Annotated in this window: 15 protein-coding genes, 8 tRNA genes, 1 riboswitch and 1 other annotated feature; of the genes, 4 read left to right on the top strand and 19 right to left on the bottom strand. The window is 38.4% G+C overall.

All coding sequences use genetic code 11. The features are described 5' to 3' along the window. The first annotated feature begins 11 nt into the window (after window positions 1-11). Complete coding sequence (locus AC6UDF_RS02115; RefSeq protein ID WP_500710889.1) at window positions 12-836, top strand: NAD(P)H-hydrate dehydratase; 825 nt, start codon at window positions 12-14, stop codon at window positions 834-836. 44 nt (window positions 837-880) lie between these two features. On the opposite strand, the gene AC6UDF_RS02110 is transcribed toward AC6UDF_RS02115, so the two are convergent. Both AC6UDF_RS02110 and leuS read right to left on the bottom strand, forming a co-directional pair. Beyond that, window positions 881-2563: a putative polysaccharide biosynthesis protein gene (locus AC6UDF_RS02110; protein WP_500693626.1), complete on the bottom strand. Its 1683-nt coding sequence runs from the start codon at window positions 2561-2563 to the stop codon at window positions 881-883. A gap of 73 nt (window positions 2564-2636) precedes the next feature. Beyond that, a complete protein-coding gene (gene leuS, locus AC6UDF_RS02105) occupies window positions 2637-5054 on the bottom strand; it encodes a leucine--tRNA ligase (RefSeq protein ID WP_500693625.1) in 2418 nt (805 codons plus the stop codon). 62 nt (window positions 5055-5116) lie between these two features. Further along, window positions 5117-5310: a binding site (T-box leader), on the bottom strand. Between the two features lie 87 nt (window positions 5311-5397). On the opposite strand from leuS, the gene mnmM reads away from it, so the two are divergent. Continuing rightward, window positions 5398-5967 (top strand): tRNA 5-(aminomethyl)-2-thiouridylate-methyltransferase MnmM, encoded by a 570-nt coding sequence (gene mnmM / locus AC6UDF_RS02100; RefSeq protein WP_500693624.1) that lies wholly within the window; start codon window positions 5398-5400, stop codon window positions 5965-5967. A gap of 2 nt (window positions 5968-5969) precedes the next feature. Here mnmM and AC6UDF_RS02095 read toward each other — a convergent pair whose 3' ends face one another. After that, entirely contained in the window at window positions 5970-7439 is a 1470-nt protein-coding gene (locus tag AC6UDF_RS02095; RefSeq protein WP_500693623.1) for an MDR family MFS transporter, read from the bottom strand. Between the two features lie 61 nt (window positions 7440-7500). Continuing rightward, window positions 7501-8688, bottom strand: a complete 1188-nt coding sequence (gene metK / locus AC6UDF_RS02090; RefSeq protein ID WP_500693622.1) for a methionine adenosyltransferase — start codon at window positions 8686-8688, stop codon at window positions 7501-7503. Beyond that, window positions 8686-8767, bottom strand: a riboswitch (SMK box riboswitch). Its footprint overlaps the gene before it by 3 nt. Window positions 8768-8872: 105 nt before the next feature. On the opposite strand from metK, the gene AC6UDF_RS02085 reads away from it, so the two are divergent. Continuing rightward, a complete protein-coding gene (locus AC6UDF_RS02085; RefSeq protein WP_500693621.1) occupies window positions 8873-9568 on the top strand; it encodes a hypothetical protein in 696 nt (231 codons plus the stop codon). 37 nt (window positions 9569-9605) lie between these two features. On the opposite strand, the gene AC6UDF_RS02080 is transcribed toward AC6UDF_RS02085, so the two are convergent. The 7 genes from AC6UDF_RS02080 to AC6UDF_RS02050 form a co-directional block, all read right to left on the bottom strand. Next, on the bottom strand, window positions 9606-10343 hold the full coding sequence (locus tag AC6UDF_RS02080; protein WP_500693620.1) for an amino acid ABC transporter ATP-binding protein: 738 nt from the start codon (window positions 10341-10343) through the stop codon (window positions 9606-9608). Further along, a complete protein-coding gene (locus tag AC6UDF_RS02075; RefSeq protein ID WP_500693619.1) occupies window positions 10343-11059 on the bottom strand; it encodes an amino acid ABC transporter permease in 717 nt (238 codons plus the stop codon). The genes AC6UDF_RS02080 and AC6UDF_RS02075 overlap by 1 nt, the downstream gene beginning before the upstream one ends. A 24-nt stretch (window positions 11060-11083) precedes the next feature. Further along, window positions 11084-11863, bottom strand: a complete 780-nt coding sequence (locus AC6UDF_RS02070) for a transporter substrate-binding domain-containing protein (RefSeq protein WP_500693618.1) — start codon at window positions 11861-11863, stop codon at window positions 11084-11086. A 314-nt stretch (window positions 11864-12177) separates the two neighbouring features. Continuing rightward, window positions 12178-13479, bottom strand: coding sequence for a uracil-xanthine permease family protein (locus tag AC6UDF_RS02065; RefSeq protein WP_500693617.1), 1302 nt, complete (start codon window positions 13477-13479; stop codon window positions 12178-12180). Window positions 13480-13708: 229 nt separating this feature from the next. Next, complete coding sequence (locus AC6UDF_RS02060) at window positions 13709-14764, bottom strand: zinc-dependent alcohol dehydrogenase family protein (RefSeq protein WP_500693616.1); 1056 nt, start codon at window positions 14762-14764, stop codon at window positions 13709-13711. Between the two features lie 77 nt (window positions 14765-14841). Further along, entirely contained in the window at window positions 14842-16077 is a 1236-nt protein-coding gene (gene codA / locus AC6UDF_RS02055; RefSeq protein ID WP_500710883.1) for a cytosine deaminase, read from the bottom strand. A 1-nt stretch (window position 16078) separates the two neighbouring features. After that, on the bottom strand, window positions 16079-17443 hold the full coding sequence (locus tag AC6UDF_RS02050; protein ID WP_500693615.1) for a purine-cytosine permease family protein: 1365 nt from the start codon (window positions 17441-17443) through the stop codon (window positions 16079-16081). A 745-nt stretch (window positions 17444-18188) separates the two neighbouring features. Between AC6UDF_RS02050 and AC6UDF_RS02045 the strand changes: the two genes are divergently transcribed. Then, window positions 18189-18722 carry an Ltp family lipoprotein gene (locus AC6UDF_RS02045; RefSeq protein ID WP_500693614.1) on the top strand — a complete coding sequence of 178 codons (534 nt, stop codon included), beginning with the start codon at window positions 18189-18191 and terminating at the stop codon, window positions 18720-18722. A gap of 188 nt (window positions 18723-18910) precedes the next feature. Here the strand turns inward: AC6UDF_RS02045 and AC6UDF_RS02040 are convergent. The 8 genes from AC6UDF_RS02040 to AC6UDF_RS02005 all read right to left on the bottom strand — a co-directional run bounded on the left by AC6UDF_RS02040 (window position 18911) and on the right by AC6UDF_RS02005 (window position 19707). Next, window positions 18911-18995: transfer RNA gene (locus AC6UDF_RS02040), tRNA-Leu, on the bottom strand. Between the two features lie 30 nt (window positions 18996-19025). Then, window positions 19026-19096, bottom strand: a tRNA-Cys gene (locus tag AC6UDF_RS02035). Window positions 19097-19153: 57 nt separating this feature from the next. Further along, window positions 19154-19226, bottom strand: a tRNA-His gene (locus AC6UDF_RS02030). 14 nt (window positions 19227-19240) lie between these two features. After that, window positions 19241-19311: transfer RNA gene (locus AC6UDF_RS02025), tRNA-Trp, on the bottom strand. A 10-nt stretch (window positions 19312-19321) separates the two neighbouring features. Beyond that, window positions 19322-19404 (bottom strand) — tRNA-Tyr (locus AC6UDF_RS02020). Between the two features lie 6 nt (window positions 19405-19410). Beyond that, a tRNA-Phe gene (locus AC6UDF_RS02015) sits at window positions 19411-19483 on the bottom strand. Between the two features lie 68 nt (window positions 19484-19551). Next, window positions 19552-19626, bottom strand: a tRNA-Asp gene (locus AC6UDF_RS02010). Window positions 19627-19634: 8 nt separating this feature from the next. Further along, window positions 19635-19707 (bottom strand) — tRNA-Val (locus tag AC6UDF_RS02005). Window positions 19708-19709: the final 2 nt, after the last annotated feature.

Raw genomic sequence — 19709 nt, 5'->3', positions numbered from 1 at the left:
AGGTGAACAAAATGAAGAAAATTGATAAATCAATTCTAACTAAAACCATCCGCATTCGACCCAAAAATAGTTTTAAAGGAACTTACGGTAAAATCGCTTTAGTTGGTGGAAACGAAAACTTTGGTGGTGCAATCATAATGAGTTCGCTTGGAGCAGTTTACTCTGGCGTTGGACTCACAACTACTATCACGGATCCAACGAATCAAAGTGCGCTCCACTCTTGGCTACCCGAAGCAATGTTTGCAGACTATAACGACACTGATCAAATGGTTCAACTCATTAAAGCTATGAAAGTTATTACCATTGGCTCTGGACTTGGGACCGATGATCATAGTTGTGAAATTATGGAAACCGTATTTGATAATGTCACCCCCGATCAAATCCTCTTAATTGATGGTTCGTCCATCACGATGATCGCTGAACGTGGGTTAAAATTACCACAAGCCAAATTAATTTTTACCCCGCATCAAATGGAGTGGCAACGTTTATCCGGAATTAAAATGGCCGATCAAACTGAGGCACGTAACCGAGAAGCCCGCGACAAAATTGGTGGGATTGTCGTTCTTAAATCTGATCGTACTCAGGTTTATACCCCAGATGAAGTATACCAAAACACGACTGGGACGCCTGCTCAAGCAACTGGAGGGATGGGTGATACTCTTGCAGGAATTATCGGTGGATTCGTTGCCCAATTTGACGACGAGGTTGATGCTGTTTTAGCAGCCGTTTATTCCCACAGTGCAATTGCCGACGAACTAGCAGCCACTCAATATATAGTTCTCCCTCATCAAATTTCACAACGGCTTCCACGCTTTATGCATGAACACGAAGCATGAATTTAATTTATAAAAAAAGAAGATCCTGACTGGATCTTCTTTTTTTATCGAATGTGTAAAAACTTCCTCACACTTTGCATCTTATTTCCTAAGACCTTATCAGCTACCCGACTTTTAAGTACCAAGAATAGGTACACAAATCCACCAGCTAACGTAGCCAAAATCGAAACAAACAAACTGATTAGTGAACTATTGTAATTGACTACCATCCCAAACAAGAAGTTAGCTCCATAAACTACAATTAAGGCCACAAAGTATGTGATCAAAGCAAACGCTAAAATTTTAACAGAATTAGATTTAATACTACTCATTTCCAATCCAAACTCATGTCTTAAGGAATGCACAATCAGATAGTTAGCAACTGTAAATCCAACTGCGGTTGCCATTAAGGCTCCAAAAGCTCCAAAGAAGTAAACTAAAGGAACTTGCGCAACTAACTTAATTACAATTCCAACCACAAAGTATTTAACTGCTCGTCTATTTTCAGAGATTCCTTGCATTAATGCGGTAACCACCGTAAACAAGCCTAGACTAATTGAAATGATAGCAGAAAACGTTAAAATGTCCGCTCCTAAATCCATATTGGCGGTTCCATAAAAGGTTCGGTTGATCGGACCAGCAATAGCTGCCATCCCTAAAGCTGCAGGAAGCATGACAAATTCAAATAAAATTAACGCATTACTAAGTTGCTTACTAATTGAATGAATGTCACCTTTGGTTCGGGCTTCAGAAAGCAACGGAACTACGGTAATTGCCAAGGCGGAAGCTAACGAAACCACAATCATAATCAATTTATTCGCATTAGCCGCAAAAATAGCATAAATATACTGTAAATTAGTATTAGTATAATTAGTTGCCCAACGCATAATACTAAAAAAGGAATATTGGTCAATTAATTGAAAAATGGTAATGCCAGAACCAAGAATAATAAACGGAACCGCTTGACTAATAATTTCTTTATAAAGATCGTTAGTCTTAACGTTAATAGCGTTATCACTTGAAGCAATAAGCCCCTGAAAATGATCACGTCGTCGCCAGTAATACCATCCTAGTGCTAAAAAACCAAAAATAGCACCGATGAAGGCGGCAAAAGTTGACTGGGTAACGGCGGTTACCCAACTTCCGTGGATCACGATCATAATGAAGAAGGCTGAAGCCAACATGTAAATGACACGCGCGAGTTGCTCAACAAATTGTGACATTGCTGACGGAGCCATCTGTTGGAAGCCTTGAAAATATCCACGAGTTAAACTCATCGCAGGAATAATTAGGACGGCCCATGCTAACGAACGAATCACCGGAACCGCATTTTTACCCCCACTACCAGCTAAGATTGGAGCAAAAAAATAGATTAAAAGTGCACAAACGACTCCGGTAATAACCGAAAGGGTAATTCCCTTCTTATAAAGTCGCGCACTTACCCCATACTCATTTAACGCATTATAATGGGCCACTTCTTTTGCAACCGCCGACGGAATCCCCGCAATGGCAATTGTCAAAAACTCACTATAAATGTTGTAACCCATGGTATACAACGTGTTGGCAAGCGGAAACAATGACGCTCCAAAAATCAATCGCCAAGGAATGATGTAAATGGCACCAAGAATTCGTGAGAGGATGCTTCCAATGGTCATCCAGGCTGATCCTTTAACCATCTTACCTTGTGATCTTTCACTATCTTCAATTTCTTCTTTTTCTAATTCATCTTGTTCGAAATCGTTGTTCACAAATTTCCCCTACTTTCACGTTACAAATATAAATTTTAACCATTTCGAAAAATAATTTCAAATTTATTCAAGCTTAATTTGCAACAATATTAACAATTTTCTTTGGAACGACGATTACCTTTCTAACAGTCTTTCCATCAAGGAATGATTTAACATTTTCATCATCTAAAGCAACTTTTTCAGACTCGTCCTTTCCAGCATCCACGCTAACTTTAATGTGACCTCTTACTTTTCCATTAACCTGAACCACCAGTTCAACTTGGTCTTCTTTTAACTTACTTTCGTCAGCTTCTGGCCACTTGGCAAGTTCAATGGAATGATCATGACCCAACTTTTGCCACAATTCTTCAGCAACATGTGGCGTAATTGGTGAAAGAAGTTTAATGAACCCTTCCGCGTACTTTTTAGGTAACCTTTGTGCTTTATAGGCTTCATTAATAAATACCATCATTTGAGAAATGGCAACGTTAAAACGCATGTTTTCAAAGTCATCAGTTACCTTTTTAACGGTTTGGTTATAAATCTTATCAAGCTTTCCGTCATTATCATCAACGATCACATCACTTACCGTGTCATCATCATTCATGTACAAGCGCCAAACTCGTTTAATCCAGCGGTTGGCACCAACAATTCCATCGGTATTCCACGGTTTAGATTCAGAAAGTGGTCCCATAAACATCTCATACAGTCGCAACGTATCAGCACCGTACTGTTTAACAATGTCATCGGGATTAACTACATTTCCCTTGGACTTTGACATTTTTTCATGATTAGTACCAAGAATCATACCTTGGTTAACTAATTTTTGGAACGGTTCTTTTGTTGGAACCACCCCTAAATCATAGAGCACCTTATGCCAAAACCGCGCATACAACAAATGAAGAACAGCGTGTTCAGCACCACCGACGTACAAATCAATTGGAAGCCAGTACTTCAATTTTTCTGGATCAGCAATCATTTTATCATTATGAGGATCAACGTATCTCAAGTAGTACCATGAACTGCCGGCCCACTGTGGCATCGTATTAGTCTCACGCTTACCATGACGACCGTTCTTATCTGTCACGTTCACCCAGTCAGTAAGATTGGCTAACGGACTCTCTCCGGTTCCAGACGGTTGAATGTCAGCCGCTTTAGGAAGCCGTAATGGTAACTGGTCTTCTGGAACTAAGGAAGTTGTGCCATCATCCCAGTGAATTACTGGAATGGGCTCACCCCAGTAACGTTGGCGACTAAAAATCCAATCACGTAATCGATAATTAACCTTTTTATTACCAGCATGATGATCCTTTAACCATTCGATAATTTTATCGATAGCTTGTTTTTTATTCAATCCATCAAGAAAACCGGAATTAATGTGAACCCCATCGCCCGTGTAAGGTGCATCATCAACATCACCACCCTCAATCACTGGAATGATGGGCAAATCGAACTTCTTAGCAAAATCAAAATCCCGTTGGTCATGAGCAGGGACGGCCATGACTGCACCGGTTCCGTAACTTGGCAGAACGTAATCACCAATCCAAATTGGAATTCTCTTTTGGTTCACAGGATTAATTGCGTAAGCTCCAGTAAATACTCCCGATTTATCTTTGTTTAAATCAGTTCTTTCAAGATCTGATTTAGAGGCAATTTTAGCCCGGTAGTTTTCTACATCGGACTTTTGTTCTGGTGTCATAATTTTATCTACAATCGGACTTTCTGGTGAAAGCACCAGGTAAGACACCCCATAAATAGTATCAGGACGAGTAGTAAAGACTTCGATCTTTTCATCTTCTTCATTTACATCAAATGAGATACTAGCCCCAACGGAACGGCCAATCCAATTTCGTTGCATTTGTTTAATGCTTTCAGGCCAGTCTAAATCGTCAAGATCATCTAACAAACGGTCAGCGTAGGCAGTGATTTTCAAAACCCACTGTTTCATAGGTTTTCTGTAAACGTCATAACCACCACGTTCAGTTTTTCCATTAACAACCTCTTCGTTTGAAACAACGGTTCCACCCATGAAATCAGGGGCCCAATTAACCTCAATCTCATCTTCATAGGCTAATCCCATTTTGTACAGCTGTTCAAAAATCCATTGAGTCCATTTATAGTAATTAGGATCCGAAGTATTGACTTCACGATCCCAATCATAGGAAAATCCAAGCGATTTAATCTGACGTCTAAAATTGTCAATGTTTTTCTTCGTAAAATCACGTGGGTTGTGACCAGTCTTTAACGCATATTGTTCTGCCGGCAGCCCAAAGGCATCCCATCCAATTGGATGAAGGACATTTTTACCCTGCATTCGCTTAAAGCGCGCCATGATATCAGTGGCAGTGTAACCTTCTGGATGACCGACATGAAGCCCCTGACCTGATGGATAAGGAAACATGTCTAGCACGTAATATTTATCTTTCTCTTGTTTATCACTGGTTTTAAAAGTTTGGTGATCATCCCAATACTTTTGCCATTTCTTTTCAATTTTTGAATGATCGTAAGCCATCAAATTCACTCCTTATTAGTTCATTAAAAATCACCATAAAAAAAGCCTATAGAAAAACAATTCTATAGGACGAGGTTCCGCGGTACCACCTAAATTTCTCATAAGAGACCCTTGATTCCATAACGCGGAAAAACGTTTAGCTTTTAATTCGGCTAAAACTTCGATGATAAGTTCAATCATTCTATTTCCAAGTTTGCATCACCCACTTGGTTTCTGAAAAATAAAACAATCTAATACTTCACCTACATGATATATTATATGATTAAATAAACTCTACCAAATTTTATCCAAAAAAACAAGTTAATCACAAACAACTGATATAATAATTAGTGAGGTGTTTCAAATGAAACTACAATCAGCATTAAATTTTAGCCATACTCTACTAAAACAAATTGTTAAACCAGGTGAAACCGTAATCGATGGAACGGCCGGACTAGGCCACGATACCCTTTATTTAGCTCAACTCGTTGGTAAAAACGGCCATGTTTTTAGCTTTGATATTCAACCGAATGCCGTTTTAGCCACCAAACAACGCTTAACGAAATATGGTGAGCAAAAACAATGTCAAGTTATTCTTGATGGGCATGAAAACGTTAAGAAATACGTTCAGAACAGTCCAATTGTGGCCGCAATTTTCAACTTAGGATACCTTCCCACTGGTGACAAAAGAATCATAACAAAACCCAAAACCACCATTAAAGCTATTAGTGATATTCTTGAATGTTTAACTCCTAACGGAATCATCATTTTAGTACTGTACTATGGTCACGCTGGCGGCAAAGAGGAAAAGGAACAGGTTTTAAAATTTGCTAGTAGTCTCAATCAGCACAGGTACCACGTTTTAAAATATCAATTTATCAATCAAATCAATGATCCACCAATCCTAGTGGCAATTCAAAAACGAGCTAAGTAATGTTAGTTCGTTTTCTTTTGCGTGTTTTTATGGTCAAACCAGTTCACAACATACGATAAAATCACTAATAATAAAGCCAAAATAAAGATATGATGAATGGCACTGTAAAGAATCTCATGCAGTACGGGCAGAACTTTTTTGGATAAATTAACCGCCGTCTGGGGATTAATTAGTGTATTCATCATTTTTAAGTTAGTCCCTGGATGTTCACTAACTCCTTTTGCCATCGAGGTGTTCATCACAATTCCAAAAATAGAAATCATAATTGTTTGACCGAGAGTTCGGCTCAGAGTATTGAATGAAGAAGCTACTCCAACGTGTTCTGGTGAGACCTCGTTTTGAACCGTAACGGTGGAAGTAGTAATGGTAATTCCAAATCCAGTTCCTAAAACGGCTGAAAGAACAAAGAAAACCCAAAATGGCGTAGTAATCGGAAGTAGGACCATACAAATTGCTCCTAGCAAAACAAATGCCAAACTAAAGTTCATAATTTGTTGTGGCCGGTACTTCAGAATCATTTTTCCCGAAATAAAAGAACCAACCAGCCATAGAACGGAACTTGGTGTGATCGCAAAACCAGCCATGGTGGCCTTTAATCCTAAAATACCCTGGGTCCAATCCGGCAAATAAACCTCATATCCAAAAATAAAACCACTAATCAGAGCTGCAATTAAATTCTGGGTGACAAATGTTCGACTTTTAAACATCTGGATTGGAATTAGTGGATCAGTCGCTTTTTTCTCCTGTCGATAAAATAAGATTCCACTAATAACTGCTACCACCAAACATCCAGTCACCATTATCCAATTGATTGGAACTTCACTTAAGACTTGAAACATGTACATAACTGAAAACAAAAGAACCGCAATCAAGACGACACCAGGTAAATCCATCTTACTTTCAATCTTGCGTTTTGGTTCGTGCAAAAATAATGCAATCAAAATAATCGTCAGTATCCCAATCGGAACATTAATGAAGAAAACCCAATGCCAAGAAAGGTTGTCAACCAAAAATCCGCCTAGTAATGGTGCAACCACTGAGGCAATTCCCCACGCTGATCCATTCAAACCAACCACTTGAGCTCGTTTTTCAAAAGAATACATGTCAGCAATAATGGTAAATGATACTGGCATAATCACTCCTGCACCGACTCCTTGAACTGCTCGCCATAAAATCAATGTTCCCATACTATTGGACATTCCTGACAACATGGAGCCAATAACAAAGACCACCAGACCAAATATAAAAACCGATTTACGACCTAATTGATCGGCTAACTTCCCATAAATTGGGGTGGCAATTGAATTTGTCAAAAGAAAAATTGAGAAAACCCAGTTCATCAACGACACCCCATGAAGATCACCGACAATCGTGGGCATTGCCGTCGAAACAATGGTTCCCTCAACTGCGCTCATAAATGTGGCAACAAATAATGCAATTGTCACAACTTTAACGTTTGTTTTACCCTTCATATTTCATCATCTTTCTATTTGATACAATAAAAAACGACCATTGAAGGTCGCCATTTAAATCCTATTTAAAATAATTCTGTAACTCTTTTACTTTATCGGTATGCTCCCATGGAAGATCAACATCCGTTCTCCCAAAGTGACCATAAGCAGCCGTTTGCTTGTAAATTGGTCGCTTTAAATCAAGCATCTTAATAATTCCAGCCGGTCGCAAGTCAAATACTTTTCTAATGGCAGCGACTAACTGATCGTCTGAAACCTTTGAAGTTCCAAACGTATTAACTGAAATTGAAACCGGTTCAGCAACTCCAATGGCATATGCTAACTGAATTTCAATCTTTTTCGCAAGTCCAGCCGCAACAATGTTTTTAGCGATATACCGCGCTGCATAACTTGCGGAACGATCAACCTTAGTTGCATCTTTCCCAGAAAAAGCACCGCCACCATGATGAGCTGCTCCACCATATGTATCAACAATGATTTTTCTTCCAGTCAAGCCGGCATCGCCAACGGGTCCACCAACCACAAATTTTCCGGTTGGATTGATTAAATACTTAGTGTTCTCATCAAGATACTTAGATGGGATCGTCGTTTTGATAACCTTCTCGATAACATCTTTTCGAATCTGTTCTTGAGTAACATCAGGATCATGCTGAGTACTTAAAACCACGGTATCAACACGCTTAGGATCATCATTTTGATCGTATTCAACCGTTACTTCCGCTTTGGCATCCGGTCTAAGATAAGGAATAGAATCATTTTTACGAAGCTTAGAGAGTTTCTGCATTAAATGATGACTCAATGAGATTGGGAGTGGCATTAACTCAGGGGTCTCACTGTCTGCATAACCAAACATAATTCCCTGGTCCCCAGCACCAATCTTATCAAGGGGGTCGACGTCTCCGCCACGAGTCTCAACCGACTCATCAACTCCCTGCGCAATATCTGGTGACTGTTCATCAAGTGAAACTAACACAGCAACACTGTCTGCATCAAATCCGTATTTAGGATCATTATAACCAATTTCACGAATTGTATCTCTAACAACTTTTTGAATGTTAACATAGGCACTAGTTGAGATTTCACCAAACACCAATACAAGCCCTGTAGTAACTGAGGTTTCACAGGCAACTCGTGCATCTGGATCTTTTTTTAAAATTGCATCCAGGATTGCATCACTAATTTGATCGGCAACTTTATCCGGATGACCTTCTGAAACTGATTCAGAAGTAAATAAACGCTTTTCTGACATTCTTATTCCCCCTATTGTTTGTGGTTACAAGGCAACTTCACTCTTCGTGAATCCTATCGGGAATCTGCTCATAACTTTATAATAATAACATATTCGCAAGTAATTAAAAAGCACACAAAACCTCCATTGAACAAATTTACATAATTGATTAACATGGATTTATTAATACAAAAAGGACAATATTATGAAAACTTTTATTGAAAAAAATCAAACGACCTTACATGCCCTAATTCTTACGGTATTCATCATCTTGAATACACTAATATGGCTCTTTGCTTCGCAAGTAGACTTACTATCAGTACAATGGAATACCAGACTGGTGGTGCTAATCCTATCAGAGTTTCTTTGGTCGGCTTCCCTTCTACTTTTCATCATTCGTTATGATCCGAGGATCAATTTATTTCTCAACGTCATCCCAGTGTTATTAGCGATTGTCTCCTTGTTTCCCATCTTATTAATCATCCTGTTTGTCATCCTTGGAATCACCAACATCATTGTAATGATGCCCAAATTTAAACTCGAAAATTACTATGGACTGGTTTGCTTTTCCTTTTTAAATTCAATTGCTCCGGTCATTTCTTTTTGTTATCTCGATAACCAATACCTAGAATCAAGTGTCCTCGTAAACGTTGGAATTCTATTTTGCTTATACTGTTTGTTCTTTGTTCCGTTCTTTAATCACCGACTTGAAACTAAATTAAACTTTATCTTCATTTTAATCTTTGCAGCGCTTCTGCTAGCAAATTTTCCCTTATTAAAATGTGCAATTTTAATTACTTTAGTATTAATCTCATACGGAATTCAAATCTTCAGCGAAAAAGAAACCCCAGAAAATTGTTTACTTTCATTTATAATTATTGGATTAGCAACTTTCATATAAAAATGAGGACTTCAAAATATGAAGTCCTCATTTTTATTTACTGTAAAGAAATTGCATCTAAAAATTCTTTGATTCTTGGCGAAGGGTTATTAAAAAATTCGTCCTTTGATCCATCAAAAATCTTCTCCCCATTTTCGATGAATAACATTTTATCAGCAGATAATTTAGCAAACTCAATGTTGTGAGTAATCATAATCATTGACTGTCCCTGATCGGCTAACTCTTCCAGCATTTCTAAAACTTGCGTCTCTAACTCCGGATCAAGTGCACTGGTAGGTTCATCTAATAAAATGTACTTAGGCTTGACTGCCAATGCCCGACAGATTGAGATTCGTTGTTGCATTCCTCCAGATAATTCATCGGGATAGAAATTAGCATATTTTTCAAGACCAACCCGTTTCAATAATTTTTCTGCCTGAGCAACCGCATCTTTTTTCGAAATCTTATGAACATGGATTGGTGCAGCTGTGATGTTATCAATCACCCGTAAATTAGGAAAAAGATTCCAATTTTGAAAGACCATGCTAGTCTGTGCTCGTAATTCCTTACTTTGTTTACTGGTAATCTTATCCGCGTAGTTTAACGAAAAATTAGGAAAACTAATTACGCCTGAATCTGGATGAACCAATAAGTCCAGTGAACGTAGCAACGTTGACTTTCCAGAACCAGAAGGGCCAACAATTACGGTCGTTTTTCCCTCAGGAAATTCCGTACTAATTTTATTCAGAACGGTTTTTCCATCGTACTTTTTTACAATGTCTTCAATCTTAATCATTAGCCTTCATCCCCCTTTAAGTATCTTGAAGAACGCTTTTCGAGATAGTGTTGAAGGATCGTTAAAATACTACACAAAATAGCGTAAAGAGCAGCTACTTCTGTGTACATAAGTAGTGGCTGATAGTTGTGCGCCGCAATTTGTTGACTAACCTGAAACATCTCTGTGATGGTAATCGTACTTGCAAGAGAGGTATCCTTAACTAATCCAATAAATTCATTAGATAGTGGAGGAAGTACGATTCGTGCTGCTTGTGGTAAAACAATGTACCACAGGGTTTGAGTGGTGCTAAAACCCAGAGTATACGCAGCATCCCATTGATCTTGGGGAACAGACATCAGAGCTGACCGAATGGTTTCCGAAGCATAAGCACCAGTATTTAACGAAAACCCAATTATTGCTGCCGTAAAGGCTGGAATTTCAAAATTAAAACCGGGAATGAAATTTTGCAGATTCGGTAAACCAAAATAAATAATGAACAACTGAACCAACAATGGAGTGGAACGAAAAGCCCACACGTATACGTCGGCAATGGCTCTAAAAATGCCCCACATAACTCTAACAAATGCATTCCCATGTGGTTTTAAAAACTTTATCAGTGCGGTAACAATCGCAAGAATTAAACCAAAAAAGAATGAAATAATTGTTAGTGGAATGGTGTATTTAATCATTGCCTCTAAGAGACTCGGTAATGATGAAATGATAATGTCCCACATAATTCTTTAAGCTCCTAACTAATATTATTTATCGGTAATATTCTCTCCAAAGTACTTCATTGATAATCGTTTCAAGGTACCATCTTTTCGAAGTTCATTAATTGCTTTGTCCATCTGTTTATTTAACTTAGCAGACTTCTTGTTCATCATTGGAGCAATTTGACTTTGTGGAATAACATTAGTTGGAACTAGTTTAGCTTGAAGGTCAGTATTCTTATGGCTTGCATACCAACTTTGCCATGCTGGTTGAGCATTTAAGGCACCAACAACACGACCTTGATCAATCATTTGCATTGAAGTATTAAAGTCTGGTGAAGTAACTGGTTTAGCATGCAGCTTTTCGGCGTTATTCCAGTTATCAGTCCCAGTACCTTCAGCGACCTTCTTACCCTTAAAGTCTTGAGCATTTTTAATTGGTGAATCTTTCTTAGTAATCATGATTGCCTTTGAATAAATGTATGGAGTGGCAAACCGATACTGCTTTTTTCTAGCTGGATTAATTGCCATATTGTTAAAAATAACATCGTAAGAATTAGAATTGAGTCCCTGAATTAATGAATCCCATCCAGTTAACTTGTATTGAACCTTCATCCCCATCTTTTTAGCAACATCATTAGCCAAATCAACTTCAAAGCCGGTTAACTTACCGTTCTTATCCTTGTAAGAATACGGAGCATAAGTTCCTTCCATACCAACCGTCAAAGTCCCAGGCTTTTTAGTCTCAGATTGTTTCCCACATGCGGTAACGGTAAGAGCCAACGCGGCCACTCCTGTTAGTAAAAGTAAAGGCCATCTTTTCTTCATAATTAAAATCCCCATTCATTAAAATATATTGTGCAAAATTAACTAACTCGCTATGTTTATTTTACTCTAAAAATTTAAACAGACAAGTAACTTTTTCATGATGCTACCTCCTAAATAATCACAAAAGAACACAAAAAAGAGGACTGGATCCACCAGTCCTCTCATAATTATAATAAATTAATATCATTTATAGAGAAACCTTTGAGTGCATACCAAAAGTGTTGTCAGATTTTGTCAAATCTTTTTTACAACAACATGGTTTACACATAGTCAGTTTCCCCTCTCGTGTTCTTTAACATAAAATCATAATATTACTATTTCTTCACTGGGTCAATAGATTGATCTTCAAGATCTGGATCATCATGTTCGTCTTTTGGTAGGAGAAGATTCAAAACGATTCCAATCACAGTTGCTAAAGCCACTCCAGTAAACTGGAAACTTCCAATTTGAATATATGCATTACCAATTCCAATTACCAAGATAACCGACGCAATCATTAAATTGCGTTTCTTATCCATGTCCAATTTATTGTCAATCATCACTTTGACACCATTAGCAGCAATTGTCCCAAATAGGAGAAAACTAATTCCACCAATAACTGGGAGCGGCATTTGCATGATTAAAACATTTAACTTATTCACGAACGCAAAGATCATGGCAAAAATCGCTGCTCCGATTATGACCCAAACACTGTAAACTTTGGTAATTGCCATGACTCCAATATTTTCGCCATAACTAGTTACCGCTGGTCCACCAAGAATTCCAGCTGCAAGCGATGCGGCTCCATCCCCAGCAAGCGTTCGATTTAAACCTGGATTCTTAAAGAAATTCTTGTGAGTCATTTCGCCGAGTACCATCAAATGACCCATGTGTTCGGTCATCGTAACAAAAGCGATTGGAGCCATAATCAAGATGGCATTCCAGTCAAACTTGAAGCCTCGCTCGGTGCCAATGATATGAAACGGAGGCATTTTAAACCATGGAGCAGTGGCAATTGCGTGAATATCAACTAATCCACACGCCATCGAAATTAAATACCCGCAGACAATTGCCAATAAAATCGGAATTAATCCCAAGAATCCCTTTAATTTAACGTTGAAAAAAATTGCTAAAAACAGGGTGGCCATCGCGATGCTAAAGAAAACCAAACTATATTTTCCATGATCCATCATTGCATTTTGAGCAGCGCTCCCTGCAAGTGATAGTCCAATCACCATTACGATTGGTCCCACTACCACTGGTGGTAGAATCTTATCAATCCAATCGGATCCAATAAATGAAATAATCGTGGCAACCACCACATAAACTAAACCAACGGCAACTACTCCTTGTGAAACTCCTGAAATTCCGGTCGTTTTCATTAACGCCATCATGGGAGTCACAAAGGCAAAACTCGAACCCATATATGCCGGAATTTTCCCCTTAGTAATTAGAACATGGAGTAAGGTCCCAATTCCCGATGCAAAGAGCGCAATACTTGGGCTTAAACCTACCAACAATGGAACAATTACTGTACTACCAAACATTGAAAACATGTGTTGTAAGGAAAGTCCGACCCACTTTAACGGTGATGGACGATCATGAATTCCTAATACATAGTCCTTTTTCTGAGACATTTATACTGACTCCCCTTCTTTAATAAAAAAACTGCTGTCCAAGTGGACAACAGTCTTCGATTAAATAAAGTTTCACAGTATCACTTTAAAATTCGAAATCTTGCTGCCTCACTGGACACACTTAAAGATTTATTTAGTTAAAATGATATATTTTATATGATTGTTTGTCAATAAAATTTCCAACCGAAAAATTTTATAATTGGTAGATCCCTTTTATTTTATTTAGAAACTAATCACTCTCTAACCCGACGTTTAAAACGCACGCACCTTTCAAATCACCTTTTGCGACCCTTTTCAATGCTTCATCCGCCTTTGAAAGTGGAAACTCAGTAACGTCAGGTTCGATGTGTAGCCGATCAGCTAAGGTCAAAAACTCTTCGCCATCACTTCTCGTATTACTTTCAACGCTCGTTAAGTTCTTTTCGTGAAAAATATGATCTTCGTAACTCATCTGAGGAATATCAGTCATATGAATTCCGGCTAATGCTAAAGTCCCTCCAGAAGCTAAACTTTTCAACGCGTTAGGAACAGCCTCACCGACTGGTGCAAAAATAATCGATGAATCTAGAGGAACGGGCGACATATCATATGTGTTATTTACTGATTTTGCCCCAAGTGACAAGGCAAATTGTTTGGCATCTTCACCTCGTGTAAAGACGTGAACGTCAATTCCCTGATCAATCGCCAATTGCGCGGTGATGTGAGCAGACCCACCAAAGCCATAAATTCCAAGGGTACCACCAGCTGGAATGTTAGCACGTTCAAAAGCCCGATACCCAATGATTCCAGCACAAAGCAGTGGGGCTGCTTGAAGCGAATTAAACCGTTCTGGAATTCGATAAGCAAATCCCTCTGGAACGGTTGTATACTCCTCATAGCCACCATCATGATCCCATCCCGTATATTTAGAATATGGACATAGATTTTCTCTGCCAGAACGACAATACTTACATACACCACATGTTTTCCGTAACCATGGGATTCCGATTCGATCACCAATTTTAAATCGACGAGTATGAGGACCATTTTTAACTACTTTACCAATAATTTCATGTCCAGGAGTTAGATCTTTTTTATGGACTGGTAAATCACCCTCGGTAACGTGTAAATCCGTGTGACAAACTCCACACGTTAATACCTTAACCAAGACTTCACCATCACCAGGTGCTGGAACGTCTTTTCTAACATATTTTAAGGGAGATTTCCTTCCGTTAATCGGTCCAGGTTTAACAATTTCCCAAGCATTCATAGTTTTAGGGATCTCGGTATTAGCTTCTTCTACCATTATAATTGCCTCCTCAATGTAATCTTTACGTTCATCATATCACAAAGAAAATGAAAGTGAAGTCCACTGACTAAAACCTAATCAAAATGAGTTTGAACTTCTTCTGGTTGTTTTTTAACCAAAACTTTCCCGTTTCTAATCGAGTATAAAAGCGTTCTTCTTTCGTTAATTTCATTATAAAAATTATCTGTATCAAAGATTAAGAAACTAGCGGGTTTCCCCTTTTCAATTCCATAATGATCACTAACATGTAAAGTTTTAGCAGCGTTGGTAGTAACCAATTTATATGAATCCATAATTTGATGGTACCCCATCAATTGACTCGCTAAAATACCAACGTAAAGCGCATCCAACATGTTACCGTTCCCCATTGGATACCACGGATCTTTTACATCGTCCTCTCCAAACGAGACGTTGATTCCATGCTTTAAAAGTTCCTTGACTCTCGTTAGACCCCGTCGTTTAGGGTAAGTATCAAATCGACCACCCAAATGCATATTAACTAGTGGATTGGCTACCATGTTAATCTTTGACATCTTAAGAATTCTCATCAACTTATCGGCATATGCATCGTTATACGATCCAAGAGCCGTTGTATGACTTGCAGTCACCCGATCACTTAGTCCTGATTCATACGCCAAAGTAGCTAGAACTTCCAAATTTCTGGAATTGGGATCATCAATTTCATCGCAGTGAACGTCAACAAGTTTGCCATATTTTTCAGCTAAGTTCATCAAAAACGTTAGTGAATCACGCCCATAATATTGATTAAATTCGTAGTGGGGAATTCCACCCACGGCGTCAACTCCCATTTTGACAGCTTCTGTTAGTAAATCTTTGCCATGTGGAAATGATAGAATCCCCTCCTGTGGAAAAGCAACTAATTGGAGATCGATAAAACTAGATACCCGTTCTCTTGCCTCAAGAAGTGCTTTAAGAGCGGTAAGATTGGGATCAGTAGTATCAACGTGACTTCTAACGAACTGAATTCCATGTTCAGCCTGATTCTTGAGCGTTTTAATGGCGCGCTCCTTAACGTCTTTTTCAGATAAGCTTTGTTTTCGCTCAGACCAAATTGAAATACCCTCAAATAGGGTTCCACTTTCATTAAACCGGGGTTCACCAGCTGTCAGAGTCGAATCTAAATGGACATGTGAATCAATAAATGGTGGAATAATTAATTTACCATTCGCGTCAATCACCTCTTCTTTAAGATCATCAATGTGATCACCAATCTCTTTAATCTTTCCATCTTTAACTAAAATGTCTTGTTTTTTTGTCGAATTCTCAATATATCCCTGTTTAATAATCATTTTATTTGTCCCGTCTTTCTAACGCCCGACCGATAACGTAGTAGAGAACAGCAATAATTGCCATTACAATAAAAGTTGCTCCAATGGTATTTTTAACAATTGCAACATTTTTCAACATTAAGTATAACAAAACTCCTAAAATCCAAAGTGAAAACGCAAACCAATTCACTCCATGGCTATACCAAAACTCTCCTTTCGGATCTCCAAATGATTCCAAACGGTAGTCACGATCATTAAGAAGAAAGTAATCTACTAGCATGATGGAGATGATTGGGCCTAAAAACATCCCAATATAATCAAGGAAGGCCGTAAAAGCAGAAAGAAAGCTTCCACTTAAAAGTGGGGTAAAGGTTAAAATCATCGCCACCACGGTGACAATCAACAACGACTGTTTTAATGTCAATTTATGATACATATTCGTTAATGCTGATCCAGCCGCCTGTAAATTAACAGCATTAGCAGTCATACTGGTTAAGACAATCACAATCATTGCAATCATTCCTAGACCCAATTTATTGGCCACTGTACTTGGATCAGAATTATTGGGATCATAGACTCCAGACGTAATGGCAATACTGATGGTAGTGCATAATCCGATGGATGCAAAACTGACTGCCCCTAGTAAAGCTCCCAAAAATGGTGCACTTGTTGAAACACGCTTTTTATTAGTAAATCTAGTAAAATCAGCTCCACTGGTAACCCATGCCAAGTTAAACGCAGCCAGACTATCAATTGCTGCTCCAAACGGCATCCGATCCCTTTTGGGAACCATATAATGAGCAAGTTGGGTAAACGAAACATCTCTAAACACTACCAAGACTTCCCATATTACAAAGACTATAACTAGAATAATTCCAACTCTTTCAATAATTCTAATGGATCGTTGCCCTGATATAACACTAAGAATATGTAAAATACTCATAACCAGAATTCCAACAACTAAACCGAACGTACCACCAGACTTCCCAAAGATTGGCCATCCAAAGAATGAATTAAAAATATAGGATAATGAAGTTGCCGCAATAAAAGTATTAACCGCGGTCCAACCCATAAACATCACTAAATTGACAACCGATGGGATCATGCTTCCCCTGATTCCAAATGTCGCCCGACTCAAAGTTGTCGTCGATAAACCCGTTTTATACCCCTCATATCCAATTAAACTTAGAAACAGATATGAAATAATTGAGGCAATCACCAAAGCACTAAAACCGCCCCATAAACCACAAGCGGCAATAATACCCCCAATAAACCAAGTTCCATTATTAGCGTTTGCTCCAAACCAGTTAGCAAACATATCCCAATAGCTCATGTTGCGTTCGTTCTTTGGAATGGGATGAACTTCGTACTTATTTTCGTTTTCCATTTTTTCCTCCCTTGAATTAAAATGATAACCAAAATTCACATTGAACCAATTATAGTAATTCTTAAAGTGATTTAAAAGCTAAATTTAGCTATGAAAATGATGATTGGATTATAAAAAAGAAGAGTGTATCATAAGTACTAGTTCAATTAAGGGGTTGATCAATATGCTTGGGAGACGTGAAGCAAGACTTAAGCGTGAAAAGTTACGATTAAAAAAACAAAAGTTAAAGCTTAAGAAACAAAAATTAAAATTGAGAAAGTTAAAAATAAAACTTCGAAATAAACGAAAATAGGGATCACCAAATGGTGATCCCTATTTCATCTTAATGCATCAATTATCATAATTAGCTTAGCCATCAAAAAACAGGTCTAAGTCCGGGCAGTTAATAAATTAACAACAATGAAGGATCAACAGAACCTTAATGTACCCGGACTCATCCCTGCATTATTAGTATATGTCACATCAGTGTTACTTAGCAAGAAGAAAGCTTAATTACCTGACCTCTCCCTCAATCTTTGCCGCGTGTACGGTGGAATAAGGAACGTCAACTATTTTGACAAAACTACTTTATCATCAATAATTATGTGTCAGCAACTAAAGATTAAGTTGATGATTTTTTTATTTATGCTACTTTGATATACTAAATAGGTAGTGTTTCGGGTGTCACTAAATAATAAATAATCAGTATGATTATAAAATACGTCCAAAACCGATTGACGTTAAAAGCTAATATAAGGAGTTTGTTATGGCAAAGGAAAAACAAAAAAAGAAATGGTATAAACGATTCTGGGTTTGGATCATAATTGCAATCATCATACTTGTAGTAATCTTCGTTGTTGGAAGTAACAGTGATAAAAAGAAAAGTAGTTCTGCCACATCCAGCAGTCAAACATCCCAAAAAGTAAAACTAGAGAGTTCGTCTAAAACGGCGTCGGCAATTTCAACAACTGATAGCGCAAACACTGAGAGCAATAATGCATACAATACCGCTAAAAGCTATATGGAATCTGTTCCAATGTCTAAGAAGCGTTTATATACTCAATTAACATCACAATCTGGAAATAAATTTAAACCAGAAGCGGCTCAATCGGCCGTTAATAAATTCAGTGATAAAGATTATCAAGAAAACGCGGTTAAATCAGCAAAAAACTATTCGAAAGAACAACATTTATCAGCTCAACAAGTTTACGATCAGCTAACTTCTGAAGCTGAGGGATACACCCCTGAACAAGCTAAGTATGCCATTAATAAAAACAACTTAGGTCAAGTTAACCAATAAAACATAATAAGATAAAAAGTCATTTTACGATGGCTTTTTATTTTGCCATTTTATTTATAACACGTATTTAAAGGGTGTGACCCACTTAAAAATTAAATAAACTATACACAGTAAGATCAGAGTATAAAAAAAGAACGTTGCCATAACAACGTTCTTGATTTGCTAAGATAAGCTATATAACTATGTTATACCGGAGGTGGGGTTCGAACCCACACGATCGCAATGATCACTGGATTTTGAGTCCAGCGCGTCTGCCAGTTCCGCCACTCCGGCATGCTAATGATTGCTAAAGCAGTAAAACAAAGGCGGTAACCGGATTTGAACCGGTGATGAAGGTTTTGCAGACCTCTGCCTTACCACTTGGCTATACCGCCATAAAGGCACTAAGCCTTAACAACTGCCCTTCCCTACTGGAACCAAGCAATCAAAAGGGCGGTAGGTGGGAATCGAACCCACGCGTGTCGGTACCACAAACCGATGTGTTAACCACTTCACCACTACCGCCATAACATCATAAACAGGGATAGTAGGAATTGAACCCACATCAACGGTTTTGGAGACCGGTATACTACCGTTGTACGATATCCCTATAAATAAAATGGAAGGAAGTGGATTTGAACCACCGAACCCGAAGGAGCGGATTTACGGTCCGCCGCGTTTAGCCAGACTTCGCTATCCTTCCATATAATGGCGCGGGACAGAATCGAACTGCCGACACACGGAGCTTCAATCCGTTGCTCTACCAACTGAGCTACCGAGCCATTGTCTTTTATGACATTTATAATAATAAAACTATTTAATTAATGTTGCAAGGGTTACCCACAACAAACGGTCCGTACGAGACTCGAACTCGTGATCTCCTGCGTGACAGGCAGGCGTCCTGAACCAACTAGACCAACGGACCATATGTTATGGAGGATACAGGGATCGAACCTGTGACCTCCTGCTTGTAAGGCAGATGCTCTCCCAGCTGAGCTAATCCTCCAA

It is taken from the genome of Fructilactobacillus sp. X2R6C1, from assembly GCF_059901295.1.
This window is presented reverse-complemented; position numbering and strand designations above follow the sequence as displayed.